The 16,270-nt window shown below is 42.3% G+C and carries 15 protein-coding genes; 4 read left to right on the top strand and 11 right to left on the bottom strand.

The annotated features are described in order from the left end of the window. Positions 1–53 precede the first annotated feature (53 nt). Genes H0266_RS01985 through H0266_RS01975 form a run of 3 tightly spaced genes read left to right on the top strand, consistent with a single transcriptional unit; the run spans position 54 to position 2,970 of the window. Positions 54–290: a DUF2627 domain-containing protein gene (locus H0266_RS01985; RefSeq protein ID WP_181470704.1), complete on the top strand. Its 237-nt coding sequence runs from the start codon at positions 54–56 to the stop codon at positions 288–290. 26 nt (positions 291–316) lie between these two features. Continuing rightward, positions 317–2,224 carry a DUF294 nucleotidyltransferase-like domain-containing protein gene (locus tag H0266_RS01980; RefSeq protein ID WP_181470703.1) on the top strand — a complete coding sequence of 636 codons (1,908 nt, stop codon included), beginning with the start codon at positions 317–319 and terminating at the stop codon, positions 2,222–2,224. Further along, positions 2,224–2,970 (top strand): 3'-5' exonuclease, encoded by a 747-nt coding sequence (locus H0266_RS01975; RefSeq protein ID WP_181470702.1) that lies wholly within the window; start codon positions 2,224–2,226, stop codon positions 2,968–2,970. The genes H0266_RS01980 and H0266_RS01975 overlap by 1 nt, the downstream gene beginning before the upstream one ends. 59 nt (positions 2,971–3,029) lie before the next feature. Here H0266_RS01975 and H0266_RS01970 read toward each other — a convergent pair whose 3' ends face one another. After that, positions 3,030–4,379, bottom strand: a complete 1,350-nt coding sequence (locus tag H0266_RS01970) for an aspartate kinase (RefSeq protein WP_181470701.1) — start codon at positions 4,377–4,379, stop codon at positions 3,030–3,032. A gap of 191 nt (positions 4,380–4,570) precedes the next feature. On the opposite strand from H0266_RS01970, the gene H0266_RS01965 reads away from it, so the two are divergent. Next, entirely contained in the window at positions 4,571–4,849 is a 279-nt protein-coding gene (locus tag H0266_RS01965; protein WP_181470700.1) for a hypothetical protein, read from the top strand. Positions 4,850–4,890: 41 nt separating this feature from the next. On the opposite strand, the gene spo0A is transcribed toward H0266_RS01965, so the two are convergent. From spo0A to xseA, 10 genes are all read right to left on the bottom strand, one after another. Further along, positions 4,891–5,670: a sporulation transcription factor Spo0A gene (gene spo0A, locus H0266_RS01960; RefSeq protein WP_181470699.1), complete on the bottom strand. Its 780-nt coding sequence runs from the start codon at positions 5,668–5,670 to the stop codon at positions 4,891–4,893. 287 nt (positions 5,671–5,957) lie between these two features. Next, positions 5,958–7,199 carry a SpoIVB peptidase gene (gene spoIVB / locus H0266_RS01955; protein ID WP_181470698.1) on the bottom strand — a complete coding sequence of 414 codons (1,242 nt, stop codon included), beginning with the start codon at positions 7,197–7,199 and terminating at the stop codon, positions 5,958–5,960. A 290-nt stretch (positions 7,200–7,489) separates the two neighbouring features. Beyond that, complete coding sequence (gene recN, locus H0266_RS01950) at positions 7,490–9,214, bottom strand: DNA repair protein RecN (protein WP_181470697.1); 1,725 nt, start codon at positions 9,212–9,214, stop codon at positions 7,490–7,492. Between the two features lie 17 nt (positions 9,215–9,231). Beyond that, positions 9,232–9,681: a transcriptional regulator AhrC/ArgR gene (gene ahrC, locus H0266_RS01945; protein WP_181470696.1), complete on the bottom strand. Its 450-nt coding sequence runs from the start codon at positions 9,679–9,681 to the stop codon at positions 9,232–9,234. An 80-nt stretch (positions 9,682–9,761) separates the two neighbouring features. After that, complete coding sequence (locus H0266_RS01940) at positions 9,762–10,589, bottom strand: TlyA family RNA methyltransferase (protein ID WP_181470695.1); 828 nt, start codon at positions 10,587–10,589, stop codon at positions 9,762–9,764. Between the two features lie 3 nt (positions 10,590–10,592). Beyond that, positions 10,593–12,485 (bottom strand): 1-deoxy-D-xylulose-5-phosphate synthase, encoded by a 1,893-nt coding sequence (gene dxs, locus H0266_RS01935; protein WP_181470694.1) that lies wholly within the window; start codon positions 12,483–12,485, stop codon positions 10,593–10,595. An 18-nt stretch (positions 12,486–12,503) separates the two neighbouring features. Then, a complete protein-coding gene (locus H0266_RS01930) occupies positions 12,504–13,103 on the bottom strand; it encodes a hypothetical protein (RefSeq protein ID WP_181470693.1) in 600 nt (199 codons plus the stop codon). Between the two features lie 704 nt (positions 13,104–13,807). Continuing rightward, complete coding sequence (locus tag H0266_RS01925; protein ID WP_343063187.1) at positions 13,808–14,686, bottom strand: polyprenyl synthetase family protein; 879 nt, start codon at positions 14,684–14,686, stop codon at positions 13,808–13,810. Positions 14,687–14,688: 2 nt separating this feature from the next. Then, positions 14,689–14,925 (bottom strand): exodeoxyribonuclease VII small subunit, encoded by a 237-nt coding sequence (locus H0266_RS01920; RefSeq protein WP_181470692.1) that lies wholly within the window; start codon positions 14,923–14,925, stop codon positions 14,689–14,691. Continuing rightward, positions 14,918–16,267 carry an exodeoxyribonuclease VII large subunit gene (xseA, locus tag H0266_RS01915; RefSeq protein ID WP_181470691.1) on the bottom strand — a complete coding sequence of 450 codons (1,350 nt, stop codon included), beginning with the start codon at positions 16,265–16,267 and terminating at the stop codon, positions 14,918–14,920. The genes H0266_RS01920 and xseA overlap by 8 nt, the downstream gene beginning before the upstream one ends. Positions 16,268–16,270 lie beyond the last annotated feature (3 nt).

Below are 16,270 nucleotides of genomic sequence, written 5' to 3'. Positions count from 1 at the left end.
ACCTTCGCCATTTGATATACTGAGGATGGAATAAATGAAGGAGATATTCGCTTATGAGATTAATTGCTTTGCTCATCTTAGTCATACCCGGAATCGTTGCTGTTTATGGAATTAAGCTGATCAGGGATGCTCTATTCGGTGAGTTTCACCCTATATTTTTTCATATGGTCTTACAAGGGATCGCCGGGGTTCTTTTCGTTGTTGGGGGACTCGCTTTTATCGGAGGATTCATTCTTCACCGTGATCGAAAAAGGAACTTGACGAAAGGTCGATTTAAGAATGAAGACTGACACATATAATGAAGGAGTTTTGATCTGTGGAAGAATTTGAATTATTTAAAAAGCAGTACCCTTTTGATTTATTATCAGAAGAAGAGTTTGACGCGATATTCGGTAAGGCTGTCGTTAAGGAATACAGTAAGAATGAGTTTTTGATCCATGAAGACCAAGCAGATGATACGATTGACATCCACTTCTTAATCTCTGGTCTCGCCAAAAATATCATGCACCGTTCGAATGGACGTCAACTTTCAGTCCGGTTCTATTATCCTGGTGACTTGATCGGAGTCATGATTCTCCTCACAAGCGGAGAAATGCGCTTTTCTGTTCAAGCACTTGAGCCTATTAAGACGCTATGTTTCGAACGTGAATCGTTCTTGGAAATCATGTCGAACAATACCCAGTTTTCAAAAGTCGTCATGGATGGCATCAGTCATTTGATGAAAAGTTTATATGATGAAGTCAAATATAAAAGCTCGACGACTGATGAGCAAGACGACCGGGAACTTTACAAAAAAAGAGCTGACGCGTATATGGAAACACCGACCTTCATTCATCCTGATGAGTCAATTGAACAGGCTGCTCGGTTATTACAACAGCAGAAAATTGAAGCGCTGATTGTCAGTGAAGATCAAAAAACGATGCTCGGCATGATCGGCTATGGTGAAATTTTGCGGGCCTACTTCGAGAATGATCACCGTAATCCTGTGCGTGCGTATATGTCTGAAGAGGCGTATGAAATCAATGAACAAGAATTCATTTATGATGCGTTAAGTTATTTGAAGCACCACCCAACAGAAATCATCCCTGTATTACACAAAGACAAAATTGTGGGGATTCTTAGACAATCTTCCTTCTTCACCATTAAAAATTCTGTTTATTTCGATTTAACATACCGGATTTCCAACGCCACAACCGCAAACGAAATCAAACAACTATCCCCTATTCACAATGAGCGGTTTCAACAGTTCGTGGCAAGTTTAATCAATGATCACATGTTCGCTTATGATATAGCAGAGTTGATAACGAACTATAATGATCGTATTCATAAACAGATTGTGCAAATAGCAGAGGACGAAATGATTGCTGAGGGTTACGGTGCACCTCCTGTCAACTACTGCTTCTTAGTCATGGGAAGTGAAGGAAGGAAAGAGCAAGCATTCTCAACCGATCAGGATAACGGGATGATCTTATCTGACTACGAGCTTTCGAAAAACAAACAGCAAATCGAATCATATTTCGTGATTTTTGCTGAAAAAATCAATGCTATGCTGGATGATTGCGGGTTTCCTTATTGTAAAGGGGGCATTATGGCCAAAGAAGACAAATGGCGAAAGCAAATGACCGACTGGCATCAAACCATCGATCAATGGATCAATCAAATGGACGCTGAAGAGATTCGTGACTTCACCATTTTCATGGACTTCCGGCCGATTTTCGGTGATTACTCCCTAGCGTATGACTTGAAAAAATACGTCACAAAAAGGGTCCAAAAATCTTTGAACTTACATCAACTCTTGATGAAAGATACATTACGTTTCCGTGTGCCGGTTCAACCATTCGGACGCATTTCAGGTGTCGGCAAAAAACGAACATTGAATTTGAAAAAATCAGCCATCATGCAAATTGTGAACGCCATTCGAATTTACAGCATGAAACACGGCATCGAAGAAATCAATACGGTCAATCGTCTTGATGCCCTTGCTGAGCAGGAACGTTTCCACCCAAGGGACGTCGAGAATGCAAAGACGGCCTTGCACCGCTTGATGATGTTCCGTTTAAAAGAGAACTTGAATCAACTCAAGGAAAACGAGACTTTATCCAACGATTTGAGACTTGGGCAATTAAAAAAAGACGAAAGGCGTTCTCTCCGCGAAGCTTTGATCATAGCCAAGCGGCTCCAACAAGTTCTTGAATTAAGCTATAATCGGAATCGGGTGGTTTGATGCTCCCCGTTGACTTACAAATATTAAAATATATCTTCTTCGAAAAGCCGATTTACCATTATAAAATAAAGCCGTATTTAAAGTGGAGTCATTACCAGCGCCTTGAGGAGCAGCTGAATGAATACAAGCGAGATCCACGTATGATTTATCAACCTTTAGAAGAACTAGAATACACCATATTTGATTTAGAAACGACTGGTTTCATCCCAGAAATCGGTCATGAAATCATTTCGATTGGTGCTGTACGGATTCAAGGGTTTTCTTCTTGCTCCAGAAAGACGTTCCACCAAGTCATTCGGCCCATTCGTCCTGTCAATAACCAAACACTGAGATTGACAGGACTCACTAGAGAACGTTTGAACAACGCCAGTCCATTTATCGATGGATTTCAAAACTTCTTGGATTATAGCGAAGGTTCAGTATTGGTTGCTCATCCAGCTAAGTTTGATATGCGCTTCCTACAAGCGATGCTCAAGCGCTGGAAGCTCCCTGACTACTATCCACCCGTGATCGATTCCCATTTGTTAGCACAGTGGCTACTACCAGCTGATAAGCACCAACTGGATCCTTTGCTCAAATATTTCGGAATTGAGAAGCGGGATCGACACCACGCTTTAAACGATGCCATCATGACAGCTGAGTTATTTAGACAGCTCTTATACATGACCTTAAACCGGCATATAGAAACGTTCGGCGAATTAGATAAGATTTTACAAAAACACAAAAAAGCGAAGCAGGAGAAATAATCACTCCACTTCGCTTCTTTTGCCTAATCCGATCTTCCATGCTCCACCCTCCATCACGCCTAATCGAAAAAAGTGCGATAGAGTGATTGCACAGCTGCTGCTAGACCCTCAGTCTTGACACCGAACATCATGGAAACCTCAGAGGAACCTTGGTTGATCATTTCAATATTGACTCCCGCTTTGTGGAAGGCAGATGTCGCGCTGCTCGCAATACCTACTGTCTGGTTCATCCCTTCTCCCACCAGCATAATCATAGCCATTTCCCTCTCAATTAACACCATATCGACTTGCAGTTCATCCTTGATCCGCTGTATGACGATTTCTTCTTTTTGCTTAGGAAGCTGATGCTCTCGAATAATTACAGACATATCATCTATTCCAGATGGCGCATGTTCAAAGGAAACTTCTTCGTCTTCAAGAATCTGGAGAAGTCTTCGACCAAAACCGATTTCTCTGTTCATTAAGTATTTGCTTACATAGAGGTTCAAAAAGCCGTTGTCACTAGCAATCCCGACAACATGATGTTCACGCTCAGGAAGGTCCGCGACAATCATGGTCCCTGGGGCAGACGGATTATTTGTATTCTTTATGCATACAGGAATTTTTTGTTTGAACGCTGGGATAAGCGCTTCGTCATGAAAAACAGAGAAGCCAGCATAAGACAACTCTCGCATTTCACGGTACGTCAGTGATGTAAGTTGACGAGGGTTATCGACAAGCATTGGGTTTACACAATAAACCGAATCTACATCCGTGAAATTCTCATACAACTCGGCTTTCAAACCGGCAGCTACAATCGAACCCGTGATATCGGATCCTCCTCGAGAAAAAGTCACCAGTTTCTCTTCTTTCGTGAATCCGAAGAATCCCGGAATGACCAAAATTTCTTCTCTTTTTCTCAATTGATACAAATGATCAAAGCTTTCATCCAACACTAATGCTCCACCCGGCTGATCTTGCACAAGAATACCCGCTTCTTTCGGATTTACATAAGAAGTCGCATATCCTTCATGATTTAAATAAGCACTGACAATCAGAGCCGATCCATCCTCACCACATGATTTAAGCGCATCTAATCCGCTTGGATCTTGTTGCTTGATTCTGAAAATCGAATCATTAATTTTCTTCACTACCTGTTCTAACACCTTTTGATCGAGACCCAGGTCACGAATGATTCCTTCGAACCTGTCCAGAATCTGCTGATAAGCTTTTTCATTATCTACGCCTATACGAACGGACTCACCTAGTTGAATAAGCAAATCTGTTACTTTGACATCTTCAGAAAAACGTTTTCCTGGTGCCGAGACGACAATCACTCGACGGGAAGCATCAGACACGATGATTTTCGTGATTTTATCAATTTGCCCAGCACTTGCTACTGAACTTCCACCAAATTTAACAACCTTCATTTCACAACACCCCATTAACGACCTAAAGTATTTAATAATTATGAATTGTATCACAAAAACAACCTGAATATGAAGGGATGTTTAAGAAAAGATGCCAATTGATCGGACAAATTGGACAGTAAATTACATAAAGTTACATTATTCATGTATAATGATGACAGGTTCTATTAGAATAAAAGGAGGAGCTTCCTTTGCTTACACGTAGAAGGAATGGGTTTGGAGGGTATAGTTACTATCCAAAACAGCATGAATTCAGCTTAGTATGTACATATAAAGAATCCGGACACCGATATATCATTATCCAATATCCCGCCCTTCCTTTCTGTTACCGTTTGTTCAATCGATTAGGAATTGATCTCCTAGAACAACCCCTCCACCGATTACTTGCCCCATACCTCGATGCCATTGATCAAGGTTTCTATGACGATCCAGAGCTGGCGCAGTATATACACAAATGGATGAAAAAGTAAAAGGAAGCCGAGGCACAAATGCCTCGGCTTCCTTTTTTTCATTAGCTTGCTTTATGTTCTAAGCGCAATCGGTCTGCAACCATTGCAATGAACTCTGAGTTCGTAGGTTTTGCTTTTGTATTAGAAATGGTATAACCGAATAAAGACGAAATAGCATCAATATTGCCACGATTCCACGCTACTTCGATGGCGTGACGAATCGCACGTTCTACACGGGATGCCGTAGTATTATATTTAGTCGCAATATCTGGGTAGAGAACTTTTGTAATGGATCCAAGAAGCTCTAGGTCACGATAAACCATCGTAATCGCTTCTCGTAAATATTGGTAGCCTTTAATGTGAGCTGGAACTCCAACTTCATGAATAATATGAGTGATGCTTGTATCCAAATCCGGCTTCTTCGATTTGGTCGATACATAGCTACTCCCTAATGCACGGTTGATTGGGTCCCCTGAATGTTTGATTTGACGAACTTGTTCTCCTAAATGATCTAAATCAAAAGGCTTCATCATGAAATATGCCGCGCCTAGTTCGACTGCTTTCTTCGTCACTTCTTCTTGTCCGAATGCGGTTAGCATAATGACATCAGGCTGGTTGTCCAAATCCTTTAACTTCGTCAAGACAGCTAGTCCATCCAAGTGAGGCATGATAATATCCAAAATAAGAACGTCCGGCTTTTTCTCTTCGACCATTTGCAGACAGTCTTTGCCATTATAAGAAGCACCCACTACATCGATATCTTGTGTACCCTCAAAATATTCTTCAAGAAGCTTTACAAGCTCGCGGTTATCATCGGCCAAGCACACTTTAACTTTTTCCATTTATTTTCCTCCTTACAAGTATGGTTCTCTCTTCCCTTGAATAGATATATTCGACATCAGGGAATCTAACCCTTTTTTATTATAACAAAAAAATTTCATAAAATGAGATTATCTTCAAAATGCTTAAAAATACTCTAGAATTCGCACTAATTCGACATAGGTTGACTATGTTTTGTCGAATTTTGTCGAATAAAATTCAGCATTGATGCAATGACCCATCAGCCAACTTGCATCAATTTGTTTACTTTATAAGAGAAAAAGAAAAGAGCCCACTACTGAGCTCTTCTCTAACTTGCTTTTGCTTGATCTTCATATATTTCTATACCGGCTTCTTGTAGCATCCACTCAATATGAACTCCATACCCGCTTGTCGGGTCATTAACGAACACATGGGTGACTGCACCAATAATTTTTCCATCTTGAATAATCGGACTACCACTCATCCCTTGAACGATTCCGCCTGTCTCACTTAGCAGTTCTTCATCTGTTATCTTCACAATCATCCCTTTTGTTACGGGTGATTTCTTTGGCATATTACTGACAATTTCAATATCAAACGTTTGTAACTTATCTCCTTCTAATACCGTCAGAATTTGCGCAGGGCCTTCTTTAATTTGATCAGAGTATCCAACAGGAAGACCTTCAGGATAGTCTTGATTATCCATCGTTTCATCCAATTCACCAAATATACCAAAAGGCGTGTTTTTCGTTATCGTTCCTAAGCGATTTTCACTCATCGAGAAACGCGCTTTCTTTTCCCCAGGAATGCCTTGACTTCCTTTTTCAATCGATGTCACATGAGATTCGACAATCGTACCTTCATGAATCTCAATCGGTTTCTTCGTATCCATATCAGAGATGACATGTCCTAGCGCACCATATTTTTTACTATCTGGGTGATAAAACGTCATCGTTCCGATCCCAGCGGCCGAATCACGAATATACAATCCCACTTGAAATTCCTGATCTTGTTCGCTGAATGACGGTTCTAAAGACGTCGTAATTTGTTGATCATTTCGTTTAATGGTCAACTCAATTGCCTTTCCCTCTTCACCAGAACGCTTAACTAACGAAGACAAGTCCTCCATACTATTTAATTCTTTGCCATTTCCCTTTAATAGGATATCTCCCACTAATACATCGGCTTCTTCTCCAGGGGACACTTTTTCATCCCCTTCACCTGTCACCAGATGATGACCAACGACCAGTACGCCTTTCGTATGCAATTCAACACCGACGGATTGCCCGCCAGGAATTAAACGAATATCCTTCATCGCTTGAATTTGCGTTTTCTTTAAGGGTACCCCAGCGAATTCATAAAATATTTGATGATCATTACTCGATGAGAAAGCTGTCATTGCATCATCCGAGTTATTGTTCCAAACAGTTTGAACATCCTCAGAAGCCATCACTTTCACTTCATCCGGGATCGACAAATACTTTTGAACAGGGCTAAATAAAGGTAAAGCAAGCATTAACAGCAGGAGAACAGAACCACATATATATTTAACTGTTTTCTCATGGATCACAGGTTCTCACTCCTCATTCATCCAATACCAACTCACGTGGCTTACTATTAATGTGGTCCTCAGAGCGACTTTTTAAACGAGCATAATCTGCGTAATTATAGTACCGTTTCCCACGTAAAGAAAGAATGCCCATGCATAATGCCTTCCTAGTGAATCAAGCTATCCATATCTGCTGCTTCCGATATTTATTCAGATTTATTTTTATTTCTTATCCTTTATCTTTCCTTTCATACCAAAAAAAATAAACGCAGAAACCTTATCTACGTTTATTTTATCCCACTTTAATTATTCTATTGTTGTTTATGTTGCTTCGCCATCTCTAACAGTTCACGTGCATGTTCAAGTGTTGTTTCTGTTATTTCAGCGCCAGTGATCATACGTGAAAGCTCATCCGCTTTTTCATCGTCCGATAGTTCAACGACCGACGTATAGGTACGATCATTATCAACTTGCTTCTCTATTCTGACATGTGTATCAGCCATGGCAGCGACTTGCGGAAGGTGTGAAATACAAAGCACTTGAGAGCCAACAGAAATCCCGTATATTTTCTCAGCAATGGATTGAGCTACCCTTCCGCTCACTCCAGTATCGACCTCATCAAATATCACGCTCGTGACACCTTGATGTCTTGAAAATATTCTCTTCAGTGCAAGCATGATTCGTGACATTTCGCCTCCCGAAGCTACCTTATGTATTTCTTTAAGCGGTTCACCGGGGTTCGTTGTAATTAAAAATTTCACAAGATCAATGCCGTTTGAAAGCAATTGTACTGGTTTTCCGTCGAGAACAGGGTCTCCCTCTTTTCCTTCTTTCATTTGAATATCAACGGCGAACGACGCTTTCTCCAAGTACAAATCCTTCAATTCGTCATGTATAGATACGGATAACTTCTCAGCAGACTGCAACCTCAAGTCGTGAATATGTTTAGCTTCCAATACCGCATCCTGACCCAATTCTTGAATTTCGTGTTCCATTTTATTCAACCGAGAATCTTTGTTTTGGATTTCATCAATTTCTTCTTCAATCTTCGATGCATATTCCATAATATCTTCAACAGATGCGCCGTATTTCTTTTTCAAGCGATTCAGCTCATTCAACCGCGATTCAATTTGGTTCAATCGTTCGGGATCGAACTCAAGATCTGCCATTTGACTACTCAGCTGAAAAGTCAATTCTTCGATTATGTAATAAGAATTCGACAATTCTTCTGCCATCTTCGAGATTTGATCATCAAAGTCAGCGATGCTTTCGACAGAACTCATAGCATGACTTAACCAATCGAGACCCTTCTGCTCCCCATAAAGAGAGTTGTAGGCATCATGAATTCCTTGATAAATTTTCTCATAATTCATCAACTTGTTGCGTTCTTCACTCAAGTCCTCATCTTCTTTAGGCACTAGTTCAGCCTCTTGCAGTTCACGAAATTGAAATTCCAATAAATCCAACCTCTGCGCCATCTCTTGTTCATTTTCACTTAGTTCTTTATATCTTTTCACCATCGCTCGGTATTTATCATAGACATTACGGTATTCTTCTTGTGTATGGATGAGCTCTTGGTCAGAGAACAAATCAAGCAGTTCAATATGCCGGTCTGGATCCATCAGTGACTGTGTTTCGTGCTGGCTGTGAATGTCGATTAGGGAATGACCGAATTCTCTCAGTATTCCGAGCGTAACAAGCTTTCCATTCACTCGACAGATGCTTTTACCTTGATGAGTAATCGTCCGATGTAGAACGACCATCCCATCTTCTGCGATTTCTACACCGAACTCTTCACCCTTTTGATAAATAGGGTGATCGTCTTCAATAGTGAACAAACCTTCAATTTCCGCTTTTTTGGTTCCGTGACGGACAAACTCAACCGAACCTCGTCCACCTGATAGCAATTGAATCGCATCAATGATGATCGACTTACCCGCGCCGGTTTCACCCGTTAATACAGTCAAGCCTTCTTTAAAATTGACTGAAACATGTTCAATGATAGCAAAATCACGAATTGATAATTCAGTAAGCATGAAACGATCCACCTCAGTTATAGCATATTTAACAGTTGATCACTTATGGTTTCTGTCTGCTCTTCGCTTCGGCATATGATTAGACATGTATCATCACCACAAATGGTACCCATGATTTCATCCCAATCCAAGTTGTCCACTAAAGCACCGACAGCATTGGCATTTCCAGGAAGAGTTTTTAAAATGATAAAATGCCCTGCCCGATCGATGCTGACGAATGCATCCATCATTAGACGCTTCAACTTCTCGAAAGGATTGAAGCGTTGATCTGCAGGCAAGCTATATTTATATCGCCCGTCCATCATGGGCACCTTCACTAGATGAAGCTCTTTAATATCTCTTGAAACTGTGGCCTGTGTGACGTTGTATCCCATTCCTTTGAGACGATCAACTAATTCATCTTGTGTTTCAATATCGTCATTCGTAATGAGTTCTCTTATTTTTATATGGCGTTGTCCCTTATTCATGACCTTCCTCCATTTCAAACCTAACCAAAAAACCTGTGTTTTCAGCATTGTTGTGCCTTATGAGCATCATGAAGAAAGAGTTATTGTTCCTTTCTCTTGTGCGCGACATGCGCTTCTTCAATAACCGCTTCCACATCGACAGTTTCTGCTATTTTCCCCTCTTTTTCGCCAGTTTGACGCAAATGGACGAGGAACTCGATATTCCCATCTCCACCGGTAATCGGTGAGAATGTTAAATTCTCGACAGAATAGCCATGCTGAACAGCGAATGCTAGGATGTCTTCGCAAACTTGTTTATGGATTTTAGAATCTTTGATGATTCCTTTTTTCCCTACTTGTTCACGTCCCGCTTCGAATTGAGGCTTAATCAATGCTGCCACGTCTCCGCCAACGGTTAGTAATCCAGCTAGTACAGGAAGAATCAACCGTAGAGAAATGAAGGACACATCAATAGATGCGAAAGCAGGTGCCCCTTCTGTCAAGTCATCGCTTGTAACGTACCGGAAGTTCGTCCGTTCCATAACCACGACTTGAGGATGATTCCGTAATTTCCAATCCAATTGGTTATAGCCCACATCAATAGCATAGCTTAATTTTGCCCCATTTTGTAAGGCACAATCTGTAAACCCACCTGTAGAGGAGCCGATGTCGATCATGATTTTGTCTTTCACATTCAGATCAAACACCTTCAAAGCTTTCTCCAACTTCAAGCCGCCACGACTCACATATGGAACAGCTTTTCCTTTGACGGTAAGAGGGATGTCTTCGTCTACTTTTAAGCCCGGTTTATCTAACCTAGACTGCTCTGAGAAAACAAGGCCTGCCATGATTGTCCTTTTTGCTTTTTCTCTTGTTTCAAAATAACCTTTTTCTACTAACAAAACATCTAAACGTACTTTTTGTCCCATGAGTTAAGCCCTTTGCTGTTTATTCGGTAGCAACTTTTTCATATGTGAAACGATGTTCTCTGTCGTTAAACCAATTTCTTCCCATAGTTTGCTGACACTACCATGCTCAATGAATCGATCTGGTACTCCCATTCTCTTCACGGATTGGGAAGTGTAGTCATGTTCTTCCGCAAACTCTAACACACTCGATCCAAAGCCACCTTGAAGCACAGCTTCTTCAACAGTCAGGATCGGCAAATCTTTTTTCATAATGTCATGAAGCATTGCATCGTCGAGAGGCTTGATAAATCGTGCGTTAACAACGCGTACAGAACGTCCATCTTTCTCTAGACGCTCGCTCGCTTCAATAGCCATATCAATGGTCGTTCCAAAGGTTAAAATGACGGCATCCGTACCCTCTTTTAACACTTCCCAACTACCGATCGGGATTGTACGTGCTTCTGCATCCGTCTCGACACCTTTGGCATTCCCACGGGGATATCGAATAGCGATTGGTCCATCATTATATTGGACTGCTGTGTGGACTAAGTGTTGCGCTTCATTCTCATCTTTAGGCATCGTGATGACCATATTCGGGACAGATCTCATAAAGGCAACATCGAAGACACCTTGGTGAGTCTCTCCATCTGCACCTACAAGCCCCGAGCGATCGATACCGAAAATCACATTTAGGTTTTGTCTCGCAACATCATGGATGACCTGATCATAGCCTCTCTGTAGAAATGTAGAGTAGATCGCCAAGAATGGTTTCATACCTTGTGTAGCTAAGCCAGCAGACATGGTTGTCGCATGTTGTTCAGCTATCCCCACATCATATAGTCGATCCGGAAATTCCTCCCCGAACTTATCAAGCTTTGAGCCAAGAATCATGGCTGGTGTAACAGCTACAATTCGGTCGTCCGTTCTTGCCTCTTTGGCCAGTGCATCGCTAACCACTTGGCTCCAAGCAGGAGGAGCGTTGACCGGTTTGATTTTTTCGCCTGATTCGATTTTATAAGGTCCTACTCCATGCCACTTATCTTTCACATCGGTTTCAGCCGGGTGGTATCCTTTACCTTTTTGCGTCATAACGTGTACGATTACGGGTCCATTTGTTTTCTTGGCATAGTTAAGATTCTCCATTAAATCATGGAAATCATGGCCGTCTACTGGGCCGTAATACGTAAAGCCAAGCTCCTCAAAGAACATGCCGGGTACGACGAAGTACTTCATGCTATCTTTCAACCGTTCAGCAGCCTGAGCCAACTTGCCTCCGACAGCGGGGATTTTCTTAAGTAGCCATTCCAAATCTTCTTTGGCACGATTATATTTACCGGCGCTTCTCATACGTCCAAGTGCTCCGTGCAAGGCCCCTACGTTTTTGGCAATAGACATTTCATTGTCATTCAGGATAACGGTTACATTCTTTTTCTCATGTCCGATATGGTTAAGGGCCTCCAAGGCCATTCCGCCTGTCAGTGCCCCATCACCAATGATAGGTAAAATTGAGTGGTTCTCTTTTTTCAGGTCTCTGGCAATAGCCATTCCCATTGCTCCGGATAGTGATGTAGAACTGTGGCCCGTTTCCCAAATATCATGTTCGCTTTCATTGCGTTTCGGGAATCCACATAACCCTTTATATTGGCGGAGGGATTCAAATTGGTCGCCTCGTCCAGTTAGAATCTTGTGAATATACGATTGATGCCCGACGTCCCATAAAAAACGATCCTCAGGACTCTTGTACACTTTGTGGAGGGCTAATGTCAGTTCGACAACGCCTAAGTTCGCTCCTAAATGTCCTCCTGTTGTAGCAAGGTTCTCAATAAGGAACTGGCGGACCTCTCCTGCTAATTCTTCTAATTGGTTGGTTGTCATGTCCTTCAGAATTGAAGGGTCTTGAATTTTACTCAGATCCATTAAAGGACCCCCTTGTAATTATCTTGATTTTTTATTGGAGGATGTTGGTTTCGGCAGGATGTTGATCTTCAGCCTATTTTCAATCCACGAAATGACCCGGGCAGCGAAGAAGATAATTTTTGTCGATGAATGAATCGCAAAGAATTTACCTAAGGCTTTCCCTCCGACAGTTAGCGCGGCTACAACACTCGTCAATAAAACAGATATGGTTATTTGAACGGTCGAACCTTCATTATATCCGATTACGTTCGTTAATTGAAGTACGACAATGGCAGAGGCTGTACCACTTACTATACCAGATATATCCCCTATCACATCATTACAAAAACTAGCGAATCGGTCTGCGTTTCGAACGATGACAATCGCCTCTTTTGCACCTGACACTTTTTCGGACGCCATCGCGTGAAAGGGTTTCTCTTCAGCTGCTGTTGCGGCAATTCCCAACATGTCGAAAAACACGCCTGTAAAAACAATAATGAAAACGATAATCAGTCCGATAATCCAGATGACGCCACTTAAGACGGAGGATGATATAACTGAAAAAATAGCCGCTAACACAAATGTGATAACGGCAATGCTTATACTAAATTGAACTGATTTTTTTAATTTATTATCCATTTTAAACCTCTATATCTTCTGTTAATCATTTTTATGTAACGAAAGGAATGGTCACAAAACAGGTAAAAATTGCGGCTTAGGTCTAGTAGGTTTTCCCAATCAAGTACCGAGTGTCACCACTCTGGCGGTTCCCCATTAAACTCGACTCAGCATCGTTTCCGAATACTGGACTAGATTACCACTTAGTCCGCACTATAATTCCTGAATCATGTCCTGAACGTGAACAGTCTAGGGGATTTCCCCGACAGCCTTTAGCCGTTCCTTAGCCTCTTTTGCAGTTCAGATTTCATATAGTTAACACGTCAGAACTTCAGTGGCCATCCAAAGTCTCTTGACGCTCACATGACTATAATCCCCTCAAAACCACTCAAGGCAGGCTACGCTGCGCATATAGATATTACTCCATATGCTGCAGGTTCATACCCCATTTCATAAGGATCTCTGGCTCAGACATCCTTACAAGAATGGGCCTCCGCGGAAGCAGGGTCAACGCCCACATGCCTTTGTGGATCGCCCTGCGACCTTAACTCCCAGCATCGACCCAAGGCTGGGCGCCTCAAGCCAACACAAGGAACTTCATCGATGTGCCCTTTGGCGGATTTTTAGGCCCGCCTTCAGGTACGGAGGGCCGACTAGAATACTGCACCATTCCTTTTCTAATTCTAATATATCACAATAAGAACCGTCTCTCAATCAAAACCATTTTAATGATCACGTTTGCTCAAATGGAAGATGAGTTCCGAAAGGACGGATTCACTTATATTCACTTTCAAAAGCGTACGTTGGGCCAGTTCAACGTAATGATCTTTTTGTTTTTTGGCACCTTCTAATCCAAGCAGTTGAGGGTACGTACTCTTATGATTGCCTTCGTCACTTCCCACCGGCTTACCCAACTTATCGGCATCGCCCGTAACGTCTAAAATATCATCCTGTATCTGAAAAATAAGTCCAAGCGCTTCCCCCATCTTGGTCATATCCGCCAATTGTTCAGGGGAGCCTTCCCCTATGTAAGCACCAGCTACAATAGCGAACTTCAATAGCTGCCCTGTCTTATTTGTATGAATCCACTCTAACTGCTCAAGGGTGATGGCTTTGTCTTCACTGAGCATATCTTGCATCTGCCCTTCCACCATCCCCCTTGCTCCACTTGCTTTCGAGAGTTCACGGACGAGAAATACACGTTCTGCATCAGTCAGGGTAGGATCCTCCGTGATGATTTGCGAGCTCAAGGTGAGAAGAGCATCTCCTGCTAAAATCGCCGTCGCTTCATCGAACTGCTTATGACTCGTAGGCTTTCCTCTTCTCAAGTCATCGTTATCCATAGCCGGGAGGTCATCGTGTATGAGCGAATACGTATGAATCATCTCTAAAGCAGCCGCAACAGCCATCGTTTTTTCCGGCTTTGCACCAAAAGCGTCGGCCGTTGCCATTAAAAGAATGGGGCGTAGTCTTTTACCGCCTGCTTTGATGGAATACAGCATGGCGTCTTGAAGCCTTCCAGGTTGAGAGTAGTCTCGAACGTAGGTTTCGAGCTGCTCATTAATCAGTTCTCTCTTACCTTCTAGATACGATTGAAGCTGCACAGCTACTCGTCCTCCTGAATCGAAAAAGGTTCTAATTCACCATGTTCGTTCAAAATTTGTTGCATCTGTTTTTCAACATGTCCAAGTTTCTCATTGCAAACCTTTGAGAGTTTCATACCTTCTTGGTAATATTGAATCGCTTTTTCCAAAGGTACATCTCCTGCTTCCAGTTTTTCAACTAATTCTTCTAACTGCTTCATGGCTTCTTCAAAGCTCAGTTCTTCATTTTTCTCAGGCATGATCTTCCTCCTTCACTTCCAGGACTTTAACATCTAATGAACCGTCTTCTAATTTCAATGCAAGGTCATCGCCTTCTGTTACATCCTTCACTCGCCGGACTACTTTCCCATTTTGCGTGAAAGGGATCGAGTACCCTCGCTTCATAATTTCTAGAGGGTTGAGTAGAGAAAGCTTATCTAAATTGGATCGGAATCGCTCTTGTTTCTTAGCCACAACCTCTTGGAAGCGCGCATTCAGTTGCCGCGTTTGTGCTTGGAGCTTTTCCTCCTGCTCTTTCATCTTCTTCTCAGGTCCTTGTTGTTTCAAACGATTCCTCATATTCGTCCAGCGCTCTTGCGTATGGGTGTGAACACGGCGCATTTGTCTAGAGAGTTGCTCCATTAATCGATCCAAGTCCTGTTCTTTCTGCTTCATCAGTTGCTCAGGGTATTTAAACGCATACGATTTTTGAAGGCGGATCAACCGTTGCTCGCTATCTGACTTCTGTGTTTCAACTACACGTGATAAGCGCTGCTTTAGCGCTCTTGCTTGTTCTTTCAACTCGACAATAGAAGGGACAGCCAGTTCTGCCGCTCCAGTCGGTGTAGCTGCTCTGACATCCGCAACAAAATCACTAATCGTCGTATCAGTTTCGTGACCTACAGCAGAAATGATGGGGATGTCAGATGAAGCGATCGTACGAGCAACAAGCTCTTCATTGAATCCCCACAAATCTTCAATAGATCCACCTCCGCGCCCAACAATTAGCACATCACAATCTAAGTGTTGATTCGCGTATTCAATCGCTTTTGAGACAGAGGATGCGGTGCGCTCTCCCTGTACCATTACGGGTAAAATGGTGACTGGTACAATTGGGTACCTTCTTTCGATCGTCGTCAAAATGTCTCGTACAGCTGCTCCCGTTGGCGACGTCACCACTCCGATGTGTTTCGGATATGTAGGAATATCCTGTTTCCGCTCTACAGCGAATAGTCCTTCTTTTTCCAACTTTTCTTTCAGTTGCTCAAAGGCCATATATAGTGCGCCGATCCCGTCCGGCTGCATCTCTTTAATGTACAGCTGATATTGCCCCATCGGTTCGTACACGTTGATTTCACCTTTTACGAGGACATTCATTCCGTTCTCAGGGGCAAACTTCAAGCTTCTGTTTTGACCGGCAAACATGACCGCGGATATCCTCGCTTTTTCATCTTTCAAAGACAGATACATATGACCGCGACTATGATGTTTGAAATTGGAAATTTCCCCTCTGAGCCATACCGTCTTCAGATGGGGATCACCGGATAATTTTCTTTTGATATATTTGGTAAGTGCAGTAACTGTCAGATATTGATCGTTCACACA

This window comes from Halobacillus locisalis (assembly GCF_013694105.1).
Taxonomy (GTDB): Bacteria; Bacillota; Bacilli; order Bacillales; family Halobacillaceae; genus Halobacillus; species Halobacillus locisalis.
This window is presented reverse-complemented; position numbering and strand designations above follow the sequence as displayed.

Excerpts from the sequence above, each read along its gene's own strand:
- H0266_RS01985 (WP_181470704.1), top strand. The coding sequence starts at position 54 with ATGAGATTAATTGCTTTGCTCATCTTAGTCATACCCGGAATCGTTGCT.
- H0266_RS01975 (WP_181470702.1), top strand. The coding sequence starts at position 2,224 with ATGCTCCCCGTTGACTTACAAATATTAAAATATATCTTCTTCGAAAAG.
- H0266_RS01970 (WP_181470701.1), bottom strand. The coding sequence starts at position 4,379 with ATGAAGGTTGTTAAATTTGGTGGAAGTTCAGTAGCAAGTGCTGGGCAA.
- spo0A (WP_181470699.1), bottom strand. The coding sequence starts at position 5,670 with ATGGAAAAAGTTAAAGTGTGCTTGGCCGATGATAACCGCGAGCTTGTA.
- recN (WP_181470697.1), bottom strand. The coding sequence starts at position 9,214 with ATGCTTACTGAATTATCAATTCGTGATTTTGCTATCATTGAACATGTT.
- ahrC (WP_181470696.1), bottom strand. The coding sequence starts at position 9,681 with ATGAATAAGGGACAACGCCATATAAAAATAAGAGAACTCATTACGAAT.
- H0266_RS01940 (WP_181470695.1), bottom strand. The coding sequence starts at position 10,589 with ATGGGACAAAAAGTACGTTTAGATGTTTTGTTAGTAGAAAAAGGTTAT.
- dxs (WP_181470694.1), bottom strand. The coding sequence starts at position 12,485 with ATGGATCTGAGTAAAATTCAAGACCCTTCAATTCTGAAGGACATGACA.
- H0266_RS01930 (WP_181470693.1), bottom strand. The coding sequence starts at position 13,103 with ATGGATAATAAATTAAAAAAATCAGTTCAATTTAGTATAAGCATTGCC.
- H0266_RS01920 (WP_181470692.1), bottom strand. The coding sequence starts at position 14,925 with ATGCCTGAGAAAAATGAAGAACTGAGCTTTGAAGAAGCCATGAAGCAG.